A 25,943-nucleotide genomic window follows, 5' to 3' on the forward strand; every position below is an offset into this window, starting at 1 on the left:
GTTATAGTCTCGTGGGCTCGGAGATGTGTATAAGAGACAGCGCTGAAGGCGGCCGGGGTGGAGCGGGCGGAATGCCTCGTTGCCAACGTCTTCCGCTACCAGCCGCCGGGCAACAAGGTGGGACATTTCTTCGCCTCCCGCACCCGTGCGAAGAAGGAGGGGCGGGCGCTGGATGAGCGCTGGGGGCCGTTCGGCACCTCCGACTGGGTGCTGGCGGACTTCTCCGGCGAGATCGATCATCTGCAGCGAACGCTGGAGGGCTTCGCCCCCCGTGTCATCGTCGCGCTGGGCCGCACGCCGCTGTGGGCGCTGACCGGGCTGAACGGGATCATGCAGCTGCGCGGCACGGTCCAGCCCTGCCGCCTCGTGCCGGGGGCGGAGGTGGTGGCGACCTTCCACCCCAGCTACATCCTGCGCGGTCAGCTCGCCGAGCAGCCGACCTTCCTGGCCGACCTGAAACTGGCCGCCTCTCGGTTAACGGCCTGAGCGCCGTTACGCCCGCTCCGCAGCCTCGGCCAGACCCAGGAAGGCGGGAAGCTCGTGGGTGATGACGTAGGTCGGGATGGGGGCCAGGAAGTCGCGCATCCGGCCCTTCTCCATGAAGCGCTTGCGGAAGCGGGAGTGGGTGAACAGGGTGCCCAGCTTCGGCACGATGCCGCCCGCGATGTAGATGCCGCCGCGCGCGCCCAGCGTCAAGGCGAGGTTGCCCGCCACGGTGCCGAGCATCGCGCAGAACATCTCTACCGCCTCCACGCAATGCGGGTTGGTGTTGGCGGTCGCGGCATCCGACACCTGGGCCGGGGTGAAGGGTTCCGGCTCTTGGTGGTCGAGGACGCACAGCGCCTGATAGAGATTGACCAGCCCCGGCCCGGACAGCACCCGCTCCGCCGACACATGGTCGAAGCTCTTGCGGAGCTGGGCCAGGACGGCGCTCTCGCGGTCGCTGACTGGGGCCATGGTGACATGGCCGCCCTCCGCGGCCAGCGCGGTCCATCCCTCGGTACCGGGCACCAGCCCCGACACGCCCAGCCCGCTGCCCGGCCCGACCACGCCGACGACGCGGCCCGGCACCGGCGCTCCCTCGCCCACCTGACGGACGTCGGCGGCGGTGAGGCGGGGCACCGACAGGGCGACGGCGGTGAAGTCGTTGATGACGGCCAGCCGCTCCAGCCCCAGCTTGCCGCGCACCTCGGCCGTGGAGAAGGACCAACCGCGGTTGGTCATCAGCACCGCGTCGCCGGTCACCGGTCCGGCGATGGCGAAGGCGCCGCGGCTGGGCCGGGCGTCGTGCGCCACGCCGCCCAGATAGGCGAGCGCCGCCGCCTCCAGCGACGGGAAGTCGGCGCAGCGCAGCACGCGCGAACCGTGGATGCCCGTGCCGTCGATCAGGCCGAAGCGGGCGTTGGTGGCGCCGATGTCGGCGACCAGGGTGACGGGGCCGGAAACGGCGTTGCGGTCTGTGGTCATGGGATCAGTTTCACCCGTACGGCGCGCGCGTCAAGGCATCGACGTAGCTTTCCCGCCACCAGCCGATGTCGTGGCTGCGCAGGGTGCGCATCATCGCGGCGTGGCGCTCCTTGCGCTCGGGCAGCGACATGGTCAGGGCGCGCTGGAGGGCGTCGGCCACCGCCTCGATATCGAAGGGATTGACGATCAGCGCTGAATCGAGTTCCCGCGCGGCTCCGGCGAAGGTGGACAGCACCAGCACGCCGGGATCGTCGGCGTCCTGGCAGGCCACATACTCCTTGGCGACGAGGTTCATGCCGTCGCGCAGCGGAGTCACCAGCCCGACATGGGCGGTGCGGTAGAAGCCGGCCAGCACGCGCCGTCCGAAGCTCTTGTTCAGGTAACGGATCGGCACCCAGTCGAATTCGGCGAAGCGTCCGTTGATGCGGCCCGACAGCTCCGACAGCTCGCGCTTGATGGCGATGTATTCCGGCACGTCCTCCCGGCTCGGCGGCGCGACTTGGAGGAAAGAGACGCGGTTGCAATGCTCCGGATAGGCCGCCAGGAGCTGTTCGAAGGCCTGGAAGCGCTGCGGCAGGCCCTTCGAGTAGTCCAGCCGGTCCACCCCGATGATCAGCCGCCGCCCGACGAGGCTCTCCTTCAGCCGCTGGGTGTGTCGGGAGCGGGCGGCGGTCTCGGCGATGCCCACCAGATTTTCGGTGTCGATGCTGATGGGGAAGGCGCGGGCCAGCAGCGTGCGGCCGAAAGCGTGGATCAGCATGCCGCCCTCGGGGCCGCGGTCCTCCACCTCGCCGTTCAGCTCCTGCCGGATGTAGTCGGCGAAGCTGCGCAGGTCGACCTGGGTGTGGAAGCCGACGAGGTCGTAGGCGCACAGCTCCCGGATCAGCTCCCGGTGGTTCGGCAGGGCCACCAGGATCTCCGGGGCCGGAAAAGGCGTGTGCAGGAAGAAGCCCATGCGCTGGGTGCAGCCGCGCTGGCGCAATTCCTCGCCGAAGGGGATCAGGTGGTAGTCATGGACCCACACCATGTCGTCGGGGCGCAGCAGCGGGACCAGCTTCTCCGCGAAATAGCCGTTGACCCGCTTGTAGCCTTCGCGCGTACGGCGGCTGACCTCGATCAGGCCGACGCGGTAGTGGAACAGCGGCCACAGGGTCTGGTTGGCGAAGCCGTTGTAGTATTCCTCGAAGTCGCGGCGGCTGAGGTCCAGCGTCGCGTAGGTCAGGCGCCCGACGTCGGTGCGCCGGGGTTCGCTCTGCGATTCCTCCTCGACCACCGTGCCGCTCCAGCCGAACCAGATGCCTCCGGTCTTTTTCAGCGCGGCCAGCACGGCCACGGCGAGGCCCCCGGCGGCCTGCTTGCCTTCGTCGATGGGGGCGACGCGGTTGGATACGACGACCAGTCTGCTCACGTGGGTGGTTCTCCGGTGCCGGACGGCCGCTTGAAAAGGCGGCCGAATCGCGTGTGACGGGGCAGACCCCGGGACGCGCAGGGACAAAACGACCGTGTGGGGGGTTGGTTCCCTATCGGTCGAATGGGTTATGCCGAAGGACCGGGGTGGGTTGGCGGGCGCGCCGCCAGCCCCAGATTGTGCGGGAGCAGGGCCGGGATTCTGTGTGCAATGCAGCATAAACGGCTGTTTGCGCCGCGTCGAAGCTTTGTCTTAACTTTGGTTAAACCATTGAATGACATGCAAAAACATTTTCCCTCTTGATCCCTGAACGGGACGTCATCATATTGTGCAGTGCGGCATCGATCGTGTCTGCGACGCGGGCGGTGCCGTAACGCACTTCTTGGGCGTTTCCTCCCTAGACTCGGGCCGGGGCCTTTGCCCCGGCCTTTTTTTGTGCGCGGCCCGGCGCGACGGGCTGGTCAGCGCGGGGCAAGGGGGGTGGGTGGCAGGTGGGCGATGTTGTCCACCATCTCATGCATGTGCCGGGTCAGGACGGTCAGGAAGGGCAAACGCGACAGCGTGGCCTCGTCCATGTAGAGGTCGCGGCTGATTTCGATCTGGAGCACATGGACACCCTGGCGCGGGCGTCCGTAATGGCGGGTGGTGTAGCCGCCGGCGTAGGGCGCGTTGCGGCTGACGGTGTAACCCAGACCGCGCAGGAACCGCTCCGCCGTCTCGGTGACCGCAGGGGCGCAGGAATTGCCGAAACAGTCCCCCAGCACGATGTCGCTGCGCCGGTTGTCGCGGTCGCCCAGGCCGGGGGAGGGCATGGAATGGCAGTCGATCAGCACCGCGTGGCCGAAGCGGGCGCGGGTGTCCTCGATCAGTCGGCGCAGCGCGGCGTGGTAGGGGGTGTAGCACTGTTCCACCCGCCGCACCGCTTCGGAAAAGCGCAGCTTGCCGCGGTAGATGTCCTCGCCGTTGGCGACCACCCGCGCGATGGTGCCCAGCCCCGCGGCCACGCGCGGCGAGCGCGTGTTCACATAGGGCGGCAGGGGGTCGGCGAACATCTCCGGGTCCAGCTCGTAGGCTTCGCGGTTGACGTCCAGGAAGGCGCGGGGGAACAGCGCGCGGATCAGCGGTATGCCCAACGCCGGAGCGCCCGCGAAGATCTCGTCGACGAAGCAGTCCTCCGACTTGCGCAGTGCGCGCGGGTCGAGCCGCGCCGCTGCCAGGAACTCGGCCGGATAGCGGTTGCCGCTGTGCGGCGAGGCCAGCACCAGCGGCTTGGTCTGTTCGTCCGGGGCCAGAAGTTCGAAGGCCGGCTCCGGTGTGGCGGCGTCGACGGAAGCATCCATGGCACTGTGATGTAGTGGACCCGGACGGCTCTGTCACGCACCGTCCCGCTCACGCCCCAACAGATGTGAGGCGCCTGCCGTCCCGCCGGCGGAAAAAATGGCCGCGTTCGTCGTCGGGCTGCAAAAAAGTGAAATCCAGGCTTGCCAGACCTCCGGGATGATGGTACACCCCACGCCCACGCCGGACGGGACGCAAGACGGATGCCGAACCCCGAACCGACCGGCGACACGGATGGGCGCGTAGCTCAGCGGGAGAGCACTACGTTGACATCGTAGGGGTCACAGGTTCAATCCCTGTCGCGCCCACCATCCTCGAAGGCCGGAACCCAGACGGGTTTCCGGCCTTCGCCATATCTGGGCTTTGCCATCCGACTGGTGTCGGCCCTCGCCCCGGTGGGCAAGGGCCTTGCGGCGTCGTGCGTCAGGCCGCGCTGCGGTTCGCCGCCGCGCCGCGCACCAGGGCTTCCAGATCGCGGTCCAACGCCGGCTGGTCGGCCTCCGGCACGTAGAACTTCACGTGCAGTTGTCGCGGCTCGCAGGCGTTTACCGTGAAGGGCACGGGGCGGGACAGGCCGGGCGCACGCAGGGTGCCGGGGGTGCCCACGGTCATCATCGGCGCGTCCATGATCATCGCGCCGCCGGACGAGAGATTGGCGATCCGCGCCTTGCTGCCCGTGCCGGCACCGGCGCCGTCGATGGTGCAGGGCAGGTCGATCGGGAAGCGCGTGTTGCGACGGCGGTCGACGTCGCTGGTCGCGGTGCGGACCACGCGCACCAGGATGCTCTGCAGGTCGTCGATGCTCCGCGCCACGTCCCCGGCGACGGCGCGCATGCCGCCGGCCCGCTCGCCGGTCTGGTTGGCCTCCTCGGACACCAGCGCGATGCGGCTGGACACCTCTTGCGCGGCGTGGCTGGTCTCGTTGACCGTGCGGGCAATCTCCTGGGTGGCGGCGTCCTGCTCCTCGACCGCGGCGGCGATGGAGGAGGAGATGTCGGAGACCTGGTCGATGGTCGCGGCAACCTCGCCCACCCGGTCCACGGCCTGCTTGGTGACCGACTGCACATCGGTGATCAGCGTGGCGATCTCCTCGGTGGAGCGGGCGGTCTGGCTGGCGAGGTTCTTGACCTCCTGCGCCACCACCGCGAAGCCCTTTCCGGCATCCCCGGCTCGGGCCGCCTCGATGGTGGCGTTCAGCGCCAGCAGGTTCGTCCGGCTGGCGATGTCGCCGATCAGGCGGGCAACCGCGCCGATGCGCTCCACCGCCTCCCACAGATGGCCGATGATCGCGCTGGCGGAACCGGCCTTCTCCACGGCTTGTCCGGTCACCGATGCCGATGCGGTCACCTGCCGTCCGATCTCGCGGATCGAGGCCGACAGCTCGTTGGCCGCCGCAGCGACGGTCTGGGCGTTGGACAGCGCCTGGCTTGCCGAGGCGGCGACATTCTGGGCGTTGTCGCTGACCATTCCGGCGGAAGCGGCCATCGCTTCGGCGTTGCTGGCCATCTGCCCGGCGTGCCGGGCCACCTGCTCCACGGCGGCGCGGGTTTCGCGCTCCACCGTGTCGGCCATGGTGGCCAGGGCTTGGCGCCGCTCTTCTTCCCCGGCCGCGCGGGCATGTTCCTGTTCGGCGCGCAGGCGTTCGTTCTCCAGGCCGGCTTCGCGGAAGACGCGCACGGCATCGGCCATCTGGCCGATCTCGTCGCCGCGCTCCTCGAATCCGACCTCCGCCCGCAGGTTGCCGGCGGCCATGTCGGTCATGGTAAGCCGCATCCGGTCAATCGGCCCGACCACGGCCCGGCGCAGGAAGACGATGGAGGCGGCGATCAGAAGGAGCGTGACCGTGGCCGTCGTGATCAGCAGGGTCTTCAGCGTGGCGGTGGAGGATTCGATGTTGGTGACCGCCGCGTCGAGGCCGTTCAGCCGATCCCAGCGCACCTTCTCCATGGTGGAGAGGAGCCGCTCCATCTCCTTGTCCATGCCTTCGGCCGCGGCGTCGAATTGCCCCATCATGGCGTTCCCCGCCGATGGGCCGCCGTCGACGTAGGCGCGGGACATGCGCTGGCCCAGCTCATAGAAGGGCGGGAAGGCGGCCTGGGTGGCGGCGATGCTCCGCACCATCTCCGTCAGCCCCAGCGCCCGCGCAATGGCATGGGCCGCCTCGGCGTGCTGGGCGAAGCCCTTCGCGTGCTCGTCCGCCTTCGCCGGCCCGTCATCCAGCCCATCCAGCCCGCGCGTCGCAGACACGTCGGTCAACCACTGCTGCACCTGAGCCACGTCGTAACGGATGTTGGCGATCAGCTCGCTCAGCGGCACCACTTTGCCGCTCACCTCGTCCGCGGTCTGGCGGACGTGGAGCAGGTGACGCTCCTGACGCGATGTTTCGGTCCCGACAGAGAATGTTGCGACCGCCATGACGATAAAAACAAACACCGAGACCAGCGTTGTCTTTCGTTTGATGGTCATGGCGTGCAAGAAATTCATGACAATGCTCCATTCCATATATTTCTGCTGCGGACTTGCCGCCATCAGATGTTCCGGCCGGACAATTCATCCAATCGAGCCTGGAATCAAGTTTTCCGTTGTTCCTATTACGAATTAATGGCGGGTGTTTGCCTTATGAAAAAGGTTTGTTTCCTGTATGAAAAGGGTTCGTACGATGATCAGACGTTCGTGGGCGGGAGTTTGTTCGGAAAAAGGTTGTGAGCGGACGGCAGTTTTGTTTGCAATCAAATATTTTTGTTTTGTTTCCTGTGGGGCGTGATTGTGTGTCCTGGTTCTGGTCATTTTATTGCAGGGTTGCAAAGAAAAGGCCCTCCCCCGCGAACGGGGAAGGGCCTCCGGAAATGGGCCTGCGGTGCGTGCCGGGGGGCGTGTCGGCTCAGCCGGCGGCTTTTGCCTTGGCCTCGATGCGGCGGCGGTGCAGCACCGGCTCGGTGTAGCCGTTCGGCTGCTCGCGGCCCTTGAAGACGAGGTCGCAGGCGGCCTGGAAGGCGACGCTGCCGTCGAAGTCGGCGGCCATCGGGCGGTAGAGCGGATCGCCGGCGTTCTGCTTGTCCACCACGGCGGCCATGCGCTTCATCGTCTCCATGACCTGCGCCTCGGTGGTGATGCCGTGGAGCAGCCAGTTGGCGATGTGCTGGCTGGAGATGCGCAGGGTGGCGCGGTCCTCCATCAGCCCGACATTGTTGATGTCCGGCACCTTGGAGCAGCCGACGCCCTGGTCGATCCAGCGCACGACGTAGCCGAGGATACCCTGGGCGTTGTTGTCCAGCTCCTGCTGGATCTCCTCTTCCGACCAATTGGGGCGGTCGGCCAGCGGGATGGTCAGGATGGCGTCCAGGCTGGCGCGCTCGCGCCGGGCCAGCTCCTCCTGGCGGGCGGCGACGTTGACCTGATGGTAGTGCAGGGCGTGCAGCGTGGCGGCGGTGGGCGAGGGCACCCAGGCGGTGTTGGCGCCGGCCTGCGGGTGGGCGACCTTGGCGGCCAGCATGTCGGCCATGCGGTCGGGCATCGCCCACATGCCCTTGCCGATCTGGGCGTGGCCCTTGAGCCCGCAGAGCAGGCCGGTGTCCACGTTCCAGTCCTCATAGGCCTTGATCCAGGCGGACGACTTCATGTCGTTCTTGCGGATCATCGGGCCGGCTTCCATGGCCGTGTGCATCTCGTCGCCGGTGCGGTCGAGGAAGCCGGTGTTGATGAACACCACGCGCGCCGCCGCGGCCCGGATGCACTCCTTGAGGTTCACCGTGGTGCGGCGCTCCTCGTCCATGATGCCCATCTTCAGCGTGTTGCGCGCGATGCCCAGCGCGTCCTCGACGCGGGCGAATAGCTCGTCCGCGAAGGCGACCTCCTCCGGCCCGTGCATCTTCGGCTTCACGATGTAGACCGAGCCGGCGCGGCTGTTGAGGCGGGGACCCTTGATGTCGTGCAGCGCGATCAGCGAGGTGATCATGCCGTCGAGGATGCCTTCCGGCGCCTCGCTGCCGTCCTTGAGCAGGACCGCGCTGTTGGTCATCAGGTGACCGACGTTGCGGATCAGCATCAGGCTGCGGCCGGGCAGGGTGATCGTCTCGCCGTTGCGGCTGGTGTAGCTGCGGTCGGGGTTCAGACGGCGCTCCACCGTGCCGCTGCCCTTGGGGAAGCTGGCGGTCAGGGCGCCGGTCATCAGGCCCAGCCAGTTGCGGTAGGCCAGCACCTTGTCCTCGGCATCCACGGCGGCGACGGAGTCCTCGCAGTCCTGGATGGTGGTCAGGGCGGATTCGAGCACGAGGTCGGCGACGCCCGCCGCGTCGGTCTTGCCGATCGGGTGGCTGCGGTCGATGCGGATTTCCATGTGCAGGCCGTTGTCGGCCAGCAGGATGGCGGTCGGGGCGGACGGCGCGCCGTTGTAGCCGACCAGACGCTCCGGCTCGGCCAGACCCGTGCTGCGGCCGTCCTTCAGCGCGACGACGAGGTGGCCGTTGTCCACCGTGTAGCCGGCGGCGTCGGCGTGCGACCCGTCGGATAGCGGCGCGGCGCGGTCCAGAACGTCGCGGGCGAAGGCGATGACCTTCTCGCCGCGCTTCGGGTTGTAGCCGGCGGTGCGCTCCGCCCCGTCCGTGTCGGGGATGGCATCGGTGCCGTAGAGCGCGTCGTACAGGCTGCCCCAGCGGGCGTTGGCGGCGTTCAGTGCGTAGCGGGCGTTCATCACCGGCACGACGAGCTGCGGGCCGGCGGTCGTGGAGATTTCCGGATCGACGTTCTCGGTCGTCACGGCGAAGTCCGGGCCTTCCGGCAGGAGATAGCCGATTTCCTTGAGGAATTCGGTGTGGGCGGCGCGGTCCAGCGGCTGGCCGCGGCGGCTGCGGTACCACTCGTCGATCTGGGCCTGGAGCGCGTCCCGCTTGGCCAGCAGCGCGCGATTGCGCGGGGCCAGTGCGTGGAGGATTGCGTCAAGGCCCGACCAGAATTGCTCCGGCGTCACGCCGGTGCCCGGCAGGGCTTCGTTCTCGATGAAGCGGTGAAGCTCCGTGGCAACTTGCAAGCCGCCAACCTGAATGCGTTCCGTCACCATTGCTGCTCTTTCCTTCCGAAGTCGTAGACACCGCGGTTTTTCGGTTTGTCGTTCTTTGGCTGACGTTTTTTTCACCGCAATCCCGCTCCGGCGCGGTCCGTTCGGTCCGGTGTCCGGCGCGGGATTCGCGCGACAAGGTACACATTCGCGGCGTCGCGGTCTTCCCCCGAATTGCCGCGCCGCGGCGGTTGCGCGGGGAACTCCCCCAAAGGCCCGCCAGCACCTATGTTGGGTGGCATGAGCATATCCGGCGATGCCTCCACCGCGGCGGGACCCCCGCGGGAACCGCTGTCGGGGCTGGTGGAGCGGGTGACCTTCCACAGCCCGGAGACGGGATTCTGCGTGCTGCGGCTGAAGGTGCGCGGGCAGCGTGACCTCGTCACGCTGGTCGGCCACGCCGCCACCATCGGCGCCGGGGAGTTCGTTCAGGCCAGCGGCGCCTGGGTGAACGACCGCAACCATGGGCTCCAGTTCAAGGCGGACTTCCTGCGCGCCACCCCGCCGACCACGGTGGAGGGGATCGAGAAGTATCTCGGCTCCGGCCTGATCCGCGGCATCGGGCCGGTCTACGCCAAGAAGATGGTCAAGGCCTTCGGCGAGGCGGTGTTCGACGTGATCGAGCAGGAGCCGGACCGGCTGCGGCAGGTCACCGGCATCGGGCCGAAGCGGGCGCAGCGCATCATCGCCGGCTGGGCCGACCAGAAGGTGATCCGCGAGATCATGATCTTCCTGCACAGCCACGGGGTCGGCACCTCGCGCGCCGTGCGCATCTTCAAGACCTACGGGCCGGACGCCATCCGGCTGATCACCGAGAACCCGTACCGGCTGGCCCGCGACATCCGCGGCATCGGTTTCAAGACGGCGGACGCGGTGGCCGCCCGGCTGGGCATCGAGAAGACCGCGATGATCCGGGCGCGGGCCGGCATCGCCTACGCGCTGGCCGAGGCGACCGACCAGGGCCATTGCGGCGTGCCGGTGGCCGAGCTGATCCCCATGGCCGTGAAGCTGCTGGAGATCGACGCGTCCATCCTGGAGACCGCGGCGGAGCTGGAGCGGCAGGACGGCGCGGTGGTCGCCGACAGCCTGGGCGACGAGCCCTGCCTGTTCCTGGCGAGCCTGCACCGGGCGGAGCGGGCTATTGCCGAGCGGCTGCGCCGGCTGGCCGGCGGCCCCGTGCCCTGGCCGGAGATCGACGCGGAGAAGGCCATTCCCTGGGTGGAGGCGAAGGCCGGGATCACGCTGGCCGAAGGGCAGCGGGAGGCGCTGCGCCAAGCGGCGACGTCGAAGCTGCTGGTCATCACTGGCGGTCCGGGGGTGGGCAAGACGACGCTGGTGAACAGCATCCTGACCATGCTGAAGGCCAAGGGCGTGTCGATCGCGCTGGCCGCCCCGACGGGCCGCGCCGCCAAGCGGCTGAGCGAGAGCACCGGGCTGGAGGCGCGGACCATCCACCGCCTGCTGGAGACCGACCCGCAGGCCGGCGGCTTCAAGCGCGACGAGACCAACCCGCTGGACTGCGACCTGCTGGTGGTGGACGAGACCAGCATGGTCGACGTGCCACTGATGAACGCCCTGCTGCGCGCCGTGCCGGGGCGGGCCGCCCTCCTGCTGGTCGGCGACGTGGACCAGCTGCCCTCGGTTGGGCCGGGGCAGGTGCTGGGCGACGTGATCGGCTCCGGCGCGGTGCCGGTGGTGCGGCTGACCGAGATCTTCCGGCAGGCGGCGACCAGCCGCATCATCGTCAACGCCCACCGCATCAACGCCGGCCAGATGCCGGAGATGCCGAAGGCCGGGGAGGACAGCGACTTCTACTTCGTCGAGGCGACGACTCCGGAGGCCGGGGTGGCGAAGCTGATCGAGATGGTCCGCGACCGCATTCCCCGCCGATTCGGCGCCGACCCGGTGCGCGACGTGCAAATCCTCTGCCCGATGAATCGCGGGGGCCTCGGCGCACGCTCACTGAACATCGAATTGCAGAGGGTGCTGAACCCACCGGGCGAGTCCCGAGTCGAGCGATTCGGCTGGACCTTTGGTCCCGGCGACAAGGTCATGCAGGTTGAGAACAACTACGACAAGGAGGTCTACAATGGCGATCTCGGCATCGTATCCGCCGTTGATACCGAAGAAGGTGTGCTGACCGCCACCTTCGACGGCCGTCCGGTGACCTATGATTTCGGAGAATTGGACGAGATCGTCCTGGCCTACGCGACAACGATTCACAAGAGCCAGGGGTCCGAATACCCGGTGGTTGTCATCCCGGTGGTGACCCAGCATTACACGATGCTCCACCGCAACCTGATCTATACCGGCGTGACGCGGGGCAAGCGGCTCGTGGTCATGCTCGGCCAGCGCCGCGCGCTCGCCATGGCGGTGCGTGGGACGCAGGGGCGGCGGCGCTGGACGAAACTGGGGGAATGGCTGGCGCCTCTATGACCCTTGGCAAAGACAACCATGTCGGGATTTTGTCACAGACGTATGCGCGCGGCGTTTGCGGTGCCTGCCCCGGTATGCGGCGCGTCCTCTTACGAAAAGTGTGGAAGATGTCCTAAGTTATTCAATTGGCGAAAGAAACTCCTCCCTTCCCCGAGCCGGGGCGGGGGAGGGCGCGCGGAGGCCGCCGTGGGCAGTGCCGGGCGTCTTCGGGACCGGCACCCCTTCCGAACGGGCGGATTTCCCCTGGCCGAATGTCGCAGGAAAGGGCGTCTGGCCTTTGGCGTGCTTGACGGACGGCTCGTACCCTGTGACAAAGATAATTCGGCATCCTTTATGAGCTTGAAGACACATGTTCGACCGCCCGCCCCGCCAGGGCTACCGCGCTCCCGAGATCACCAAGGCCAACGTTACCGCCACTGTGAAGTGGTTCAACCCCACCAAGGGGTTCGGCTTCGTGTCCCCCGAGGACGGTTCGCCCGACGCCTTCCTGCACGTCTCCGCGGTTCAGGCCGCCGGCTATGACGCGCTCGACGAAGGCGCGACCATCGTTTGCGACCTCGCCCGCGGCCCGAAGGGCCCGCAGGTTGCTTCCATTCAATCCGTGGACACGTCCACCGCGTCCCGCGCTCCGGCCCGTCCGGCCCGCGCGGGCGCCGGCGGCGGCTTTGGCGGCGGCGGCTATGACCGTGGCGGCTACGGCGGCGGCGGCGGCGGTTACGACCGCGGCGGCTGGGGCAACGACGCCGGCGGCGGCGAAGAGGTCGACGGCACCGTCAAGTGGTTCAACGCCGACAAGGGCTTCGGCTTCATCACGCCGAGCACCGGTGGCAAGGACGTCTTCGTCCATGTGAACGTTCTGCGTCGCTCCGGCATGCAGTCGCTCCAGGAAGGCGATCAGGTGCGCGTGACCGTCCGCCAGGGCCAGAAGGGTCCTGAGGCCGGCAAGGTCGAGTACCGCTAAGCCTCTTCAGCCTTTGAAGAACGGCCGGGGCGCCTCCGCAAGGAGGCGCCCCGGTTCGTTTCCGGGCCGCCGATGCCATTGCCCAAGGCTCCGGCGTCGTTGTGGTGAATCCCCATCTTGCCCAAACCTTGTGCATGCTGCGACAGTGCCAGGGCGGCATGGACCCGCGGGTCCCGGGACACGGCGGTGTGGGGGCGTGCCGACGGCGCGGAACGTCCATCGCCGGTGCGACAGAATGGCCCGTCCGCTGGGCATCCCGGCCGAGACTGTGGGGGAGGGTGAAGAGGTGAGGGAAGGCATGAGGAACGATCCGCCGGGCTTCCGGCCCCAGGATGCCGCAACGCTGCGGTCCAACGCGCTGTTCGGGCGCCTGCCCGACCGCTCTCTGGAACTTCTCGTCAGCACCGCGCAGGTGCGCACGGTGCCGCGCGGCACCACCCTGTTCGTTCAGGACGAGGACGCCGACCGCTTCTTCGCGCTGCTCGACGGCTGGGTGAAGCTTTACCGCCTGACCCGCGACGGGGCGGAGGCGGTGGTGACCATCGTCGCCCCCGGCGAGACCTTCGCCGAGGCCGCCATGTTCGCCAGCGGCAAGTTCCCGGTCTGCGCGGAGGCGGTGGCCGACTCGCGCGTCATGACCCTGACGGCGGAGGGCTTCGCCCGCTGCCTGCGCGAGGACGACCAGATCGCCTTCGCCATGCTGGGGTCGCTGTCGGTGCGGCTGCGCCATCTCGTTCAGCAGATCGAGCAGTTGCAGGTGCAGCCGACGGCGCAGCGGGTCGGCAGCTTCCTGCTGCGCTTCTGTCCGGAGGGGGGCGGCGCCACCAGCTTCGCGCTGCCCTTCGACAAGGCGCTGATCGCTCGGCGCCTCGGCATGCAGCCGGAAACCTTCTCCCGCGCGCTGGCGAAGCTGCGCGGCGTTGGGGTGGAGACACAGGGCGGGACGGTGTCCGTCGCCGACCTAGACGCGTTGCGCCGCTTCTGCAACGCCGATGCCGCGGGTGGCGACCACGGCGGCTGATGGGCGGGGCGCAGTTTGGGGTTGTCATCGGTCTCGGTGCCTTGCCGATGAAGGGTTGTGGCAGGCCGCAGGAGCATGTTCACGCGCGGCGGCCCTGTGATATCCTCCCGCGACCGGACACTGCCGGCGGTGCGGAGGGAGTTCGATGAGCGACGAGTTTCTTTTCGCCGACGACGAGCCGGGTATCGAGGCCGACACGGCGAGGGAAACGGCGCCGGAGCCCGTCGATCCATGGATCATCCTGATCGTCGACGACGATCCCGCGATCCACGCGACCACCAAGATGGTCCTGCGCGGCTTCACCTTCGAAGGCCGTCCGGCGCAGTTCCTGTCCGCCGGAACCGCGGCGGAGGCGCGCAGCCTGCTGGAGCAGAACCCAGCCATCGCCGTGGTGCTTCTGGACGTGGTGATGGAATCGGACGACGCCGGTCTGCGGCTGGTGCGCATGATCCGCAGCGAGCTGAACAACCGGCGGGTGCGCATCATCTTGCGCACCGGCCAGCCGGGGCAGGCGCCGGAACGCGACGTCATCCTCAACTACGACATCAACGACTACAAATCGAAGACGGAGCTGACGGCGCAGAAGCTGTTCACCTCGGTCGTCGCCGCCCTGCGCGGCTATCAGGACATCACCGCCATCGAGGACCACCGCCAGGGGCTGGAGCGCATCCTGGACGCCTCCTCCGCCCTGCTCGACAAGCGGACCATGGCGGAGTTCGTCCGCGGCGCGGTGGCGAAGATCGCCGAGATCTGCCCGCCCTGCGACGGGATCGCCCTGTGCAGCCGCTGGACGGAGGAGGAAACCGGTGGTGCCGCGCGCGACCCGCTGGTCCTGGGGGCCGGCGGCATCCATGCGGCGGCGGAGGGCAAGCCGGTGCGCGCCGCCCTTCCGGCGGAGGCGGCGGAGGCGGTGACGCAGGCGCTGGCCGACGGGCGGAACCGGTATGAGCGGGAGCGCAGCCTGCTGGTCTTCCGCTCCACCTCGCGGCACCACGACACCGTGTTCCACATCAGCCACCGGCGCCCCCTGACGGAGGACGAGCGGCGGCTGCTGGAGGTCTTCTGCTCCAAGGTCGCGGTCGGCTTCGACAACGTGCATCTGTACGAGGAGCTGACGGCGCTGAACCGCAACTTGGAAAACCAGGTGGCCGACCGCACCAGCGAGCTGGTGGCCGCGACCGAGGCGGCGGAGGCGGCAAGGGCGGAGGCGGAGGCGGCCAATCAGGCCAAGTCGCTGTTCCTGGCGACGATGAGCCACGAGATCCGCACCCCGATGAACGGCGTCCAGGGCATGCTGGAGCTTCTGGAATACACGCCGCTGACCCCCGAGCAGCAGGAACTGGTCTCCGTCGTGCGCGATTCGGCGGGGGCGCTGCTGACCATCATCAACGACATCCTGGACTTCTCGAAGATCGAGGCTGGGCGGCTGGATCTGGAGCGCGCCCCGGTGTCGCTGTCGTCGGTGGTGGAGGGAGTGGCCGAGACGCTGGCCCCGGCGGCGCGACAGAAGGACCTGACGTTGGTCACCTACGTCGATCCCGACCTGCCGCCGCTGGTCATGGGCGATTCGGTGCGCATCCGGCAGGTGCTGTTCAACATCGCCGGCAATGCCGTGAAGTTCACCCCCTCCGGCTCGGTCCGCATCCGCGCCGAGCTGGCGCGGTTCGAGGACGGGCGGGCGACCATCCGGATCACCGTGACCGACACCGGCATCGGCATCGCCACGGAAGCGCAGGCCCAGCTGTTCCGCTCCTTCACCCAGGCGGAAGCCTCGACCACCCGGCGCTTCGGCGGCACCGGGCTGGGTCTGTCGATCTGCCGTCGTCTCGCCGAGCTGATGGGCGGCGAAGTCGGAATGACGAGCGAGCCCGGCCGCGGTTCCACCTTCTGGTTCACCTTCACCGCCGATCTTGCCGCGGACGGCGACGCCGCGGGCGTCGCGGCTCCGCCGCTGGCCGGGCTGTCGGTGCTGCTCCTGGCCTCCGATGCGGAAGAACGGCGGTTCCTCGCCCGCTACCTGAACACCGACGGTGCCGTGCTGCTGGACGCGCCGAACGCGGTGGCGGGGATGCGGGCCCTGCCGCCCGGCACGCCCTGCGACGTCGTGCTCACCACTTCGGAAGCGGATTTGCAGGCGCTGGACACCGCAGCGCTTGGGCTGGCGCGCGGGCGGGTGCTGCTGGGCGGGCGTGGCTCCCTGATCGACGCGGTCGGTCTGGCCCGCCCGGTGCGCCGCGGCCATCTGGTGCGCGCCGTGCTGGCCGCCGCGGGCCGCGGGCCGGCGGTCGAGGCCGAGGTGGGGCATCCCGGCCCGGCCGGAGCGTCCCAGGCGGCAGATGGAACGGCGACCCCGCCGCGCATCCTGGTGGCCGAGGACCATCCGACCAACCGACAGGTCATCCAGCGGCAGCTCGCCCTGCTCGGCCATACGGCGGATATGGCGGAGGACGGCGTCCAGGCGCTGGCCCTGTGGCGCGCCGGCGATTACGCGCTTCTGCTGACCGACTGCCAGATGCCGGAGATGGACGGCTTCGAGCTGACCCGCCTGATCCGTTCCGAGGAGGCGGCGAAAGGGCGCCCGCGCCTGCCCATCATCGCGGTCACCGCCAACGCCATGGCCGGCGAGGCCCAGCGCTGCCTGTCCGCGGGGATGGACGACGCCGTGTCGAAGCCGGTGGAGATCGGCCAGCTTCGCCGCTTGCTGGACCGCCACTTGCCGTCCATGCCCGCGTCCGAACCGGCGCCGGTTCCCTCGGCATCCGTCGCGACGCCGGACTACCGCCCCGACGCGCCGCCCATCGACGTGGGCGTGCTGGCGACGCTGTTCGATGGGGACATGGAGTTCGTCGGGCAGTTGCTGCAGGAGTTCATCATCTCCAACAGCGCCAGCCGCGACCGTCTGGTCGCCGCCCACGCGGCGGAGGATTGGGACGGCGTGCGTCAGGCCGCCCACAAGCTGGCGGGGTCCTCCCGCACGGTGGGCGCGCGCGATCTCGCCGCGGCGAGCGACGCCATCGAGCTGGCCTGCGTGGACCGGAGGCTGGACGGCATCGGCGGGCTGGTCGCCCGCGCCGACCATGAACTTGGCCGTGCCGCCGCCTACATTCATGGGATGGCGCCGGCTTAGCGAGCCGGCGCCATCCCCATCAGTCGATCAGGCGGCCATCGGCCGCAGGGCGCGGTCACGGACCAGCGCGTTGAACCGCTGTTCGAAGCCGGCCTTCGCCTCGTCTGGCAGCTCGAAACGGACGTGGCAGCTCTGGGTCTCGACCGTCACGACGGTGAAGGGCAGGGGCATGCCGAAGCTGTCGATGTGCAGCGTGCCCCGCGCGCCGTTCGTGGCGCCGTCCCACACCTGCAGCGCAGCACCGCTGGAGGACAGGTTGTGCAGGCGGCAGATCCGATTGCCGGCGGGGGTGTCGGCGCGGGCGGGCAGTTCCACCGCGTAGCGGGCCTCGCGGCGACGGTCCACCTCGCTCATCGAGGTGCGGACGACACGGACCAGGATGCCGCGCAGCTCGTCGATGCTCCCCGAGACGTCGTCGGCGACGGTGCGCACGTCGGACGCGCGGTCGCCGGTGGCCTGCGCTTCGCTGGAGACCTCGGCGATGCGGCGGGAGACCTCGCGCGCGGCGTCGGCGGTCTGGTTGACGTTCCGGCTGATCTCCTGGGTCGCGGCAGCCTGTTCCTCCATCGCGGCGGCGATGGCGGCGGCCACCTGATCGACCTCGGTGATGCTGTCGGTGATGGTGGAGACGGCGGCCACGGCCCCGCCGGTCGCGGCCTGGATCTCGCCGATCTGGGTGGCGATGTCCTCGGTCGCCTGCGCGGTCTGGTTCGCCAGATTCTTCACCTCGCTGGCCACCACGGCGAAGCCCTTGCCGGCTTCCCCGGCCCGTGCCGCTTCGATGGTGGCGTTCAGCGCCAGAAGGTTGGTTTGGCTGGCGATCGTCTGAATGAGCTGGGCGACGTCACCGATCTTCTGCACGGCGTTGGACAGCGACTGGATGGTGCCGCGCGCCAGATCGCCCTTCTCCACGGCGATTCGGGTGATGCTGCTGGCCTGCGCCACCTGGGTGCCGATCTCGCGGATCGAAGCGGCCAGTTCCTCCGAGGCGGCGGCGACGGTCTGGGCGTTGCGCAGGGCCTGCTCCGCGGCGGCGGCCACGGACTGGCTGTTCGCCCCGACGGCGTCCGCCGACCGGGCCATGGCCGCGGCGTTGCCTTCCATCTGCCCGGTGCGCTCGGCCACCCGGTCCACGGCGTTGCGGGTTTCGCGCTCCACCGTCTGGGCCATGTTCTCCAGCGCGTCGCGCTTGGCGATCTCGGCCTGCTCGCGCTGCCGTTCCTGCTCCTGGCGCATGCGCTGGTTCTCCAGCCCGTTGGCCTTGAACACCTCCACCGCGCGGGCCATCGCGCCGATCTCGTCGTGCCCGCCGCTTCCCGGCACCGGTTCGGCGTAGTCCCCATCGGCGATACGCCGCATCGCGGCGGTCAGGCGCCCGACTGGGCCGACGACGCGGCGGACCACCACCATCACGCCCAGCAGCACCATGGCGATGCCGACGGCCAGCAGCGTCCAGGCGGTCATGCTGGCCATGTCGTAGGTCTTCTGGGCCGCCTCATAATTCTCGCCGGCGACGCGCACCTGGAGGTCGATCAGCAGGCCGATGCGGTCGGTGACGGGGTCGATGGTCTGGTACAGCTCCTTCCGGACAAAGCCATCCAGCGCCCGGCCGTCCTTGTCCGACAGGATGCCGATCAGCCGCTCGATCAGGATGTCGGCCTTGGCCATATCCGGCTTGATCTGATCGACGAGGGCCTGTTCCTCGGCGTTGAGCGGGTTGGCCAGATAGGCGGACCAGTGCGACCGGATGTCCTCCTTCGCCTTGCGGGTCGACGCCAAGCTTTCGTCCCAGGTGAAGTTGCCGTTGCGGGCCTTGTGCGAGGCGTCGACGATGAAGACGGCGTAGGCGTCCGAGATGATCTTCAGGTTGCGCAGCGGCAGCACGCGCTCGTCATGCACCGACCGCAGGTCGGCGTTCGCCATGTTGAGTGCGCGCAGCCCGACGACGTCGCTGACGGCGAGCAGAAGGCCGAGAAGATTCAGGACCACAAGAAGAAGGATTTTGATGGAGAGGCGCATTGCAAACTTCCCGCGGATTTCGACAGGCACCCGCTTTTTTCCATCGTCGTGCGACGGTGCGGGTTTCGGAGGCGACAGGCGTGGACGGAACGAAAAAATCGCCGTCCGCGGGATGGGCGCGAACGGCGATTCCTTGCTTCTGCTCTGCACAGCAGGCCGGGCGATCCGGGCCCTGTCCGAACAGCCGGTGGGTGTTTACGGGCGGTGCCCCGTGTCCAACCCCTCGGACGTCAATGGACCTTGACCTCGTTCCCATGATCGCGGCGGTAGATGTGCACATGGTAGGCGGCCATCGGATTGCCCCGGACATACTCCAGCAGACGGCGTTCCATGTCCGGCGTGGCGTTGCGGATCAGCATCTGCCAAGCCGGCTCCATCGTGGCGCGCTGGGTCTCGTTGTGCGGCAGCATGATGAAGCCTGCCCATTCTGGCCGGAAGTCGGCGAGATAGCTTTCGGCATAATGCCGCATCATGGACGCGTCGTTGACGTTGACCGACTTCATGTTCTCGAAGCAGACACGAAGCTGCATGTTCCGTCTCCCTCGTTCCGCGGGTCTCGATACAACGGATATGTGCAGTCTTCGTCCCTTCTGCACCCGCTGGGCGGGCTGAAAATTCGGATGGGAGCAACGAAGAAAACCCCTCCCCGCGGAGCGGGAAGGGGTTTCAGTCATGGCGGATAGGAGAGGGAGACGACCGGCGGACCAGCGGCGAAGGCCGTAGGACCGCCGGTGCGTTCCTCAACCAAACTTATAACTGATGCCGTAGCCGCCCCGCGGGTAGTCCCACTGAATATTTTCCTTGTCCTGGCAGACCACACGGCAGGTGCCGCATTCCAGGCAGCCGTCGGTGGCCAGCGTCACGCTGCCGGTCTCGTTCTTCGTGTAGCAGGCCGCCGGGCAGCAGACGGTGCAGGCCTGGGACTCGCAGGACTTGCAGACCGCGTCGTTGCGGATCTGGATGTGCGGCCGGCTCTCGTCGACGATGTAGCGGTTCTGGTACAGCTTCTCTTCGATCTTGACCACGATGCTCATCGCACGGCCCTCACCAGCTTGATTGCGTCGCCGACCAGACCCATGATCGAGCGCTTCTTGACGAAGGACTTCATGATCTCCTTCTCCTTCGTCTTCTTGTCCACGCTGTCCACGGTGAACCAGCTGTGGGCGGCGGCGGTCAGCGTGTCGGGATAGGCGCCGAAGAACTGCTTGTTCTCGTGCATGATGCCCGGCAGGTTCCGGTACTTCTTCAGGTCCTTCATGATGAAGCTGTCGTCCAGCTTCTTCTTGTAGGCGGCGAGGTTGGCGGCGTTGAAGGGCTTGCCGGCCTGCTTCAGCTCGATCACCGTCTCCGCCGCCATGCGGCCCGACGCCATGGCGAGGTTGGAGCCTTCGCGGTGCGCGGCGTTGTTGAAGTGGGCGGCGTCGCCGACCACCATCCAGCCGTCGCCGTAGAGCTGCGGAACCGCCTTGTAGCCGCCCTCGGGGATCATGTGGGCGGCGTATTCCTTCATCTCCGCCCCTTCGATCAGCGGCTTGATGACGGGGTGGTTCTTCAGGTCCTCCAGCATCTTGTAGGGCGGGATGGCGCCCTCCTTGAAGTCGGAGATCAGGCAGCCGATGCCGATCGTCAGCGATTCCTTGTTGGTGTAGAGGAACGCCGTGCCGACCATGCCCTTGGTCACCTTGCCCATGATCTCGATGACCACGCCCTCTTCGTCCTTCAGGCCGAAGCGCTGCTGGATCAGCTCGGGGTCGATGAACAGGATCTCCTTGACGGCCAGCGCGACGTTCTGCGGCGCCAGCTCCTGCTGGAAGCCGGTGCGGCGGGCCAGCAGGGCGTTCACGCCGTCGGCCATGATGACCACGTCGGCGTGGATCTCGCCGCCCTCGCGGTCGGTGCGCACGCCGATCACCTTGCCCGAGGCGTCGCGAATCAGCTCCGTCACCGTGGTCTCGCAGATCTGCAGGCCGCCGGCCTCGCGGATCTTCTCGGAGAACCACTTGTCGATGTTGGCGCGGATGATCGTGTAGCGGTTCGGTTTGTCGCTGTTGAAAGCCTCCGACCGGTAGTTGGTGCCGATGTAGTTGTCGTCGCCGAGCAGCCAGATGCGCTGTTCGATGATGTGGCGCTCGGTCGGGCAATCCTCGCGGAAGTCCGGGATGATCTTTTCCAGCTCGGCGGCGTACATGATGCCGCCCTGGACGTTCTTGGCGCCGGGATACTCCCCGCGCTCGAGCTGAAGAACGTTGAGGCCCTGCTTGGCCAGCGTGTAGGCCGCCGCGTTGCCGGACGGGCCGGCACCGATGACGATGGCGTCGAACTTTTCGACCATGGTCCTTGTGGCTCCTGTTCGTCCGGTTGCTTAGCCGGCCAGCCGGTTGACCGACAGGCGCTTGCCGAAAGCGTCGGTCAGGGCCGGCAGGATGGTCAGCGCGTCGCCGACCAGCCCGAGATGGGCGAAGTCGAAGATCGGCGCGTTGGGGTCGGTGTTGATGGCCAGGATCAGGTCGGACTTCTCCATGCCGACCCGGTGCTGGATGGCGCCGGAGATGCCGGCGGCGATGTAGAGCTTCGGGCGCACCGTCTTGCCGGTCTGCCCGACCTGACGGTCGAAGCCGGTCCAGCCGGCCTGGACCAGCGGACGGGTCACCCCGACCTCGCCGCCCAGAACCTTGGCGAGGTCGAAGACCAGCTTCAGGTTCTCCGGCTTGCCCAACCCCTTGCCCGCCGCGACGATGATGTCGGCGAAGGCGAGCTGTGCCTCGTTCTGCTCGCGGTCGGCGATGAAGCTCAGCACCTTGGTGATGACGTCGGTCTCGCGCAGGTTCGGAAACACCTCGACGACGCGGCCGGTGCGGCTGTCGTCGCGGTCGGGCATCGACATCACGCGCGGGCGCACCGTGGCCATCTGCGGCCGGTAGGCCAGCGTCTGGATGGTGCAGAGCAGGGTGCCGCCGAAGGTCGGGCGGGTGGCCGCCAGCGACCGGTTGTCCATATAGATGTCCAGCTCGGTGCAGTCGGCGGTCAGGCCGGTGGCGAGCGTGGTGGCGATGGCGCCGGCGAGGTCGCGGCCCAGCGTGGTGGCGCCCAGCAGCACGATCTCCGGCTTGTAGGTGTTGACCACGTCGGTCATCACCCGCGTGTAGGGATCGGTGCGGTAGTCGGCCAGGACCGGGTCGGTCACCTTGTAGACGACGTCGGCGCCGTAGGTGAAGGCGTCGCCGCAGATGGCGTTCAGCTCCGGGCTGTCGGCGCCCAGAACCACGGCCCCCACCTCGACCCCCAGCTTGTCGGCGAGCTTGCGGGCCTCGCCCACCAGCTCCCACGACACGGAATGGACGGAGCCGCGCTCCTGCTCCACGATCACCCAGATGCCCTTGTATTCCTTCAGGTGCTCGGGAAGTTGGAACTTGCGTCCCTGCGGCTTGCTTGGTTCGCTCATCGGGATGTCTCCGGCGGAGGATTCGTCAGGAACGGCGCGTCAAGGCCAGCGCGTCACAGGCCGGCGGCGGCGCGGGCGAGCAGCTCGTCGGCGAGTTTCGGCTGGGCGCCGAAGATGGCTTCCACGGCGGCGGCGGCCTGGGCCTCCGCTGTGGGGGTCTCGGCCTCGACCATCGTCGCCTTCTGGGCGCGCGGCTTCGGCACGAAGACCTTCGACACGACGGTGGGCGAGCCCTTCAGCCCGACCTTCGTCTCTTCGGCGCCGGTGGTGTCCTTGTTCCAGGTCTTCAGGCCGTAGCGGGCGGCGCGGAACATGTCGTCCATCTTGCCGAAGCGGATGGTGTTCGTGCCTTCCAGCATCGTGATCATGCAGGGCAGGGCGGTCTTCAGCACCTGCACGCCGCCTTCGGAGCGGCGGTGCACGACGATCTCCCTGGCGGCCTGGTCGATCGATTCGATCTTCGTGATGTAGGTGAGCTGCTGGAAACCCAGCCGCGTGGCGATGCCCGGACCGACCTGCGCGGTGTCGCCGTCGACCGTCTGCTTGCCGCAGAAGACCAGGTCGACCGTCTCCTCCTCCGACAGCTTCCGGATCGCCGAGGTCAGGGCGTAGGAGGTCGCCAGCGTGTCCGATCCCGCGAACTTGCGGTCGGTCAGCAGCACCGCGTCGTCGGCGCCCAGCGACAGCGCCTTGCGCAGCGAGGTTTCGGCCATCGGCGGCCCCATGGTCAGGACGGTGACGCGCGCGCCGACCTTGTCCTTGATCCGCAGCGCCTCCTCCAGCGAGAAGAGGTCGAAGGGGTTGATGATGGCCGGGACGCCCTGACGCATGATCGTGTTCGTCACGGGGTGGATGCGGATCTGGGCGCTGTCGGGCACCTGTTTGATACAGACAACGATGTGCATCCCGGTCTCCTTGACATTCCGCCGCCTGTCGCGCGGCGTGGCTATGGTCTTACCAGCAAGCGGCGTGCCATATTGAGTTGTTGCGGTAAGTTGTTGTATTGAATGATTTTTATGGCTGTTGAGAGATTGTCGCAAAAACGACAAAGAGCGGACGTGTCGGCTTCTCAACAGGGGGCTTCCGTTGTGGCCCGACCCGATCCCCGACCTCCGCCCGGCCTCTGTCGCCTACTGGACAAACCCGACAACGGCCGCCCAGGGGAAAGGATGACTGGAAAGCAGAACGGCCCGCGGACGCTCGCCGGGAGGGGCGGGTCCGCAGGCCGTCTTGGACACGAACGTTGAAACGGATCAGGTCGGCAGCAGGGAGTCCAGTGGGACGAAGCGGTCGGCCATCTTGCGCGCTTCCTCCTGATGGACCTTGAATGTCTTCTCGGCGATGGCGTTGGACGCCACGAAGTCCTGATAGGCGCGCTCCAGATGGGCGCTGTAGCGGGCGGCCATGCCCTCGTCGTCGAGCCCTTCCATGCCGGTGTCGGAGGACAGATAGTCGTGGAAGCGCTGCAGGATGTGCAGGCGGTTCACGTTCACCACGCGCTGTTCGTAGGTGACGCCGAGGAAGCGCAGGAAGTCCTCCGCGGTCTCCAGATCCTCCAGATCGTCCTTGAAGCTCATGGCGGGGTCCTTTCCGTTCAGATGACGTAGTGATCGGCGCGGGCGCCGATGTCGGGAGGGTGGGGGTCGGGAGTGTCGTGTTTGCCGCAGGCGTCCTGATCGCACAGGTTGCCGCAGCTCCGGCAGACGATGCCGTCGAGCGGCAGGTCGTCCAGCCGGATCGCGCTTAGCGGCGGAGCGGGGCGCGTGGCCTCCTCCGCCGCGTGGGCTTCCAGCCGGGCCTCGATGCGGTTGATGTGGTCGATCAGGCAGGCGATGGCCTTGCCGACCGGGTCGGGCATCAGATGGTGGTCGAGGTCGATGCCGTGGGCGGCCAGCCGGCGCTGGGTGTCCGGTCGGACGACACGGCCGGGGATGCCGACCACTGTCATGCCCTCCGGCACGTCCTTGGTCACCACGGAGTTGGCGCCGACGCGGCACTGGGCGCCTACGGTGATCGGCCCCAGGATCTTGGCGCCGGACCCGACCAGCACGCCGTCGCCCAGCGTCGGGTGCCGCTTGCCCTTGGTCCAGGAGGTGCCGCCCAGCGTCACCCCGTGGTAGAGCGTCACGTCGTCGCCGACCTCCGCCGTTTCGCCGATGACGACGCCGGCCCCGTGGTCGATGAAGAAGCGGCGGCCAATGGTGGCGCCGGGGTGGATGTCGATGTTGGTCAGGGCGCGGGCCAGATAGGACAGGAAGCGCGCCGGCCAGCGCAGACCCCGCCGCCACGCGGCGTTGGACAGCCGGTGGACCACCAGCGCGTGGATGCCGGGGTAGCAGGTCAGCACGTCGAAGACGTTGCGCGCCGCCGGGTCGCGGTCGAAGACGCAGGCGACATCCTCGCGCAGCAGCCGCCAGAGGCTGGTCTCATTCATGGCGAGGTCCGGGTGGGCGTCGATCGCGGCCATGGGGTCCTCCGGATCACGAAGTGACGACGCTCCAGCGTGTGGCGTCGTCGTGGAAGGCGACCAGCTCCTCCGCCGTCGGGGCGCGCTTGGCGCGGGTGGCGAGGGCGCGGACCCGCGGCAGCACCGCCTGGGCGATGGCGTCGTCGCAGGCGATGCCGAGCTGGCCGTAGGCCATCTTCACGCCAGCCGTGCCGGAATGCTTGCCCAGCACGATGCGATGCTCACGCCCCACCTCGGCGGGGTCGAAATTCTGGTAGGTGGCGCGGTCGCGCAGCAGCCCGTCTACGTGGATGCCGGCCTCGTGCGTGAAGACGGCGTCGCCGACGATCGACTTGTTGACCGCCACGGGCCGGTTGGAGGCGCGCTCCACGAGGTCGGAGATCGCCCCCAGCGCGCGGGTGTCCACACCGGTGTGCAGCCCGTAGAGCACCTTCAGCGACACCACCACCTCCTCCAGCGGGGCGTTGCCGGCGCGCTCGCCCAGCCCGTTGACAGTGGTATTGACCTGGGTCGCCCCGCCCAGCACGGCGGCCAGAGAGTTGGCGTTGGCGAGGCCGAGGTCGTCGTGGGAATGGATCTCGATCTCCAGGTCGGTGGCCCGGCGCAGCCGTTCGATGCAGGCGCGCGTCTGGAAGGGATCGAGCACGCCCAGCGTGTCGGCGAAGCGGAAGCGGCGGGCGCCGGCCTCCTGCGCCACCGTCGCGGCGGCGATCAGGAAATCCATGTCGGCGCGCGAGGAGTCCTCACCGCCCAGGCTGACCTCCAGCCCGTGGTCGCGGGCCGTCTTGACCTTGCGTTCGATCTCCGCCAAGGCCCAGGCGCGGCTGCGCTTCAGCTTTTTGGTGATGTGGATGTCGGAGACGGGCATCGACAGGTTGACGAAGCCGACCTTGCAGTCCAGCGCCGCCTTCAGGTCGGTGTCGTGCATGCGGCACCAGACCATCAGCCGGGCCTTCAGTCCCAGCGCGGCCACGGCGCGGATGCCCTCGCGCTCCTCCGGCCCCATAGCGGGGATACCGATCTCCAGTTCCGGCACGCCGGCCTCGTCGAGCGCGCGGGCGATGGCGATCTTCTCGTCGAGCGTGAAGGCGACCCCCGCCGTCTGCTCCCCGTCGCGCAGCGTCGTGTCGTTGATGATGGTGGAACCGGCCATCGGCATTCGGTCTGTCTCTTATACACATCTCCGAGCCCACGAGACTATAAC

The 25,943-nt window shown here is 68.1% G+C and carries 19 protein-coding genes and 1 tRNA gene; 6 read left to right on the forward strand and 14 right to left on the reverse strand.

What is annotated here, in order from left to right:
• The first annotated feature begins 42 nt into the window (after positions 1 to 42).
• Positions 43 to 486 (forward strand): uracil-DNA glycosylase family protein, encoded by a 444-nt coding sequence (locus Q4I23_RS13915; RefSeq protein WP_498526601.1) that lies wholly within the window; start codon positions 43 to 45, stop codon positions 484 to 486.
• 6 nt (positions 487 to 492) lie between these two features.
• On the opposite strand, the gene glk is transcribed toward Q4I23_RS13915, so the two are convergent.
• The 3 genes from glk to Q4I23_RS13930 form a co-directional block, all read right to left on the reverse strand.
• Complete coding sequence (gene glk / locus Q4I23_RS13920) at positions 493 to 1,467, reverse strand: glucokinase (RefSeq protein ID WP_454019009.1); 975 nt, start codon at positions 1,465 to 1,467, stop codon at positions 493 to 495.
• Positions 1,468 to 1,477: 10 nt separating this feature from the next.
• Complete coding sequence (gene otsA, locus Q4I23_RS13925) at positions 1,478 to 2,875, reverse strand: alpha,alpha-trehalose-phosphate synthase (UDP-forming) (RefSeq protein WP_498526593.1); 1,398 nt, start codon at positions 2,873 to 2,875, stop codon at positions 1,478 to 1,480.
• 461 nt (positions 2,876 to 3,336) lie between these two features.
• Positions 3,337 to 4,215 (reverse strand): N-formylglutamate amidohydrolase, encoded by an 879-nt coding sequence (locus Q4I23_RS13930; protein ID WP_454019010.1) that lies wholly within the window; start codon positions 4,213 to 4,215, stop codon positions 3,337 to 3,339.
• Positions 4,216 to 4,449: 234 nt separating this feature from the next.
• Between Q4I23_RS13930 and Q4I23_RS13935 the strand changes: the two genes are divergently transcribed.
• Positions 4,450 to 4,524, forward strand: a tRNA-Val gene (locus Q4I23_RS13935).
• A 112-nt stretch (positions 4,525 to 4,636) separates the two neighbouring features.
• Here the strand turns inward: Q4I23_RS13935 and Q4I23_RS13940 are convergent.
• Both Q4I23_RS13940 and Q4I23_RS13945 read right to left on the reverse strand, forming a co-directional pair.
• Positions 4,637 to 6,544 carry a methyl-accepting chemotaxis protein gene (locus tag Q4I23_RS13940; RefSeq protein WP_498526594.1) on the reverse strand — a complete coding sequence of 636 codons (1,908 nt, stop codon included), beginning with the start codon at positions 6,542 to 6,544 and terminating at the stop codon, positions 4,637 to 4,639.
• Positions 6,545 to 7,094: 550 nt separating this feature from the next.
• A complete protein-coding gene (locus Q4I23_RS13945; RefSeq protein ID WP_498526602.1) occupies positions 7,095 to 9,266 on the reverse strand; it encodes a malate synthase G in 2,172 nt (723 codons plus the stop codon).
• A 240-nt stretch (positions 9,267 to 9,506) separates the two neighbouring features.
• Here Q4I23_RS13945 and recD2 point away from each other — a divergent pair, with 240 nt between their 5' ends.
• From recD2 to Q4I23_RS13965, 4 genes are all read left to right on the forward strand, one after another.
• Entirely contained in the window at positions 9,507 to 11,702 is a 2,196-nt protein-coding gene (recD2, locus tag Q4I23_RS13950; protein ID WP_498526595.1) for an SF1B family DNA helicase RecD2, read from the forward strand.
• A 349-nt stretch (positions 11,703 to 12,051) separates the two neighbouring features.
• Positions 12,052 to 12,663, forward strand: coding sequence for a cold-shock protein (locus tag Q4I23_RS13955; RefSeq protein ID WP_145679138.1), 612 nt, complete (start codon positions 12,052 to 12,054; stop codon positions 12,661 to 12,663).
• A gap of 235 nt (positions 12,664 to 12,898) precedes the next feature.
• Positions 12,899 to 13,684, forward strand: coding sequence for a Crp/Fnr family transcriptional regulator (locus Q4I23_RS13960; RefSeq protein ID WP_498526596.1), 786 nt, complete (start codon positions 12,899 to 12,901; stop codon positions 13,682 to 13,684).
• Between the two features lie 145 nt (positions 13,685 to 13,829).
• Positions 13,830 to 16,811, forward strand: coding sequence for a DUF3369 domain-containing protein (locus Q4I23_RS13965; RefSeq protein WP_498526597.1), 2,982 nt, complete (start codon positions 13,830 to 13,832; stop codon positions 16,809 to 16,811).
• Positions 16,812 to 16,838: 27 nt separating this feature from the next.
• Here Q4I23_RS13965 and Q4I23_RS13970 read toward each other — a convergent pair whose 3' ends face one another.
• From Q4I23_RS13970 to nifV, 9 genes are all read right to left on the reverse strand, one after another.
• A complete protein-coding gene (locus Q4I23_RS13970; RefSeq protein ID WP_498526598.1) occupies positions 16,839 to 18,830 on the reverse strand; it encodes a methyl-accepting chemotaxis protein in 1,992 nt (663 codons plus the stop codon).
• 230 nt (positions 18,831 to 19,060) lie between these two features.
• Positions 19,061 to 19,360, reverse strand: a complete 300-nt coding sequence (locus Q4I23_RS13975) for a hypothetical protein (RefSeq protein WP_014239762.1) — start codon at positions 19,358 to 19,360, stop codon at positions 19,061 to 19,063.
• Between the two features lie 210 nt (positions 19,361 to 19,570).
• On the reverse strand, positions 19,571 to 19,864 hold the full coding sequence (locus Q4I23_RS13980; RefSeq protein WP_094305907.1) for a ferredoxin family protein: 294 nt from the start codon (positions 19,862 to 19,864) through the stop codon (positions 19,571 to 19,573).
• Positions 19,861 to 21,162 carry an FAD-dependent oxidoreductase gene (locus Q4I23_RS13985; protein ID WP_376996329.1) on the reverse strand — a complete coding sequence of 434 codons (1,302 nt, stop codon included), beginning with the start codon at positions 21,160 to 21,162 and terminating at the stop codon, positions 19,861 to 19,863. The genes Q4I23_RS13980 and Q4I23_RS13985 overlap by 4 nt, the downstream gene beginning before the upstream one ends.
• A gap of 30 nt (positions 21,163 to 21,192) precedes the next feature.
• Entirely contained in the window at positions 21,193 to 22,272 is a 1,080-nt protein-coding gene (locus Q4I23_RS13990) for an electron transfer flavoprotein subunit alpha/FixB family protein (protein WP_137102558.1), read from the reverse strand.
• Between the two features lie 53 nt (positions 22,273 to 22,325).
• A complete protein-coding gene (locus Q4I23_RS13995; protein ID WP_454019017.1) occupies positions 22,326 to 23,177 on the reverse strand; it encodes an electron transfer flavoprotein subunit beta/FixA family protein in 852 nt (283 codons plus the stop codon).
• 348 nt (positions 23,178 to 23,525) lie between these two features.
• Positions 23,526 to 23,849: a nitrogenase-stabilizing/protective protein NifW gene (nifW, locus tag Q4I23_RS14000; RefSeq protein WP_145622439.1), complete on the reverse strand. Its 324-nt coding sequence runs from the start codon at positions 23,847 to 23,849 to the stop codon at positions 23,526 to 23,528.
• Positions 23,850 to 23,866: 17 nt separating this feature from the next.
• Positions 23,867 to 24,739: a serine O-acetyltransferase gene (cysE, locus tag Q4I23_RS14005; protein WP_498526599.1), complete on the reverse strand. Its 873-nt coding sequence runs from the start codon at positions 24,737 to 24,739 to the stop codon at positions 23,867 to 23,869.
• 13 nt (positions 24,740 to 24,752) lie between these two features.
• Entirely contained in the window at positions 24,753 to 25,898 is a 1,146-nt protein-coding gene (gene nifV, locus Q4I23_RS14010; RefSeq protein WP_498526600.1) for a homocitrate synthase, read from the reverse strand.
• Between the last annotated feature and the right edge of the window lie 45 nt (positions 25,899 to 25,943).

The organism is Azospirillum sp. UFLA03-27 (genome assembly GCF_059803775.1).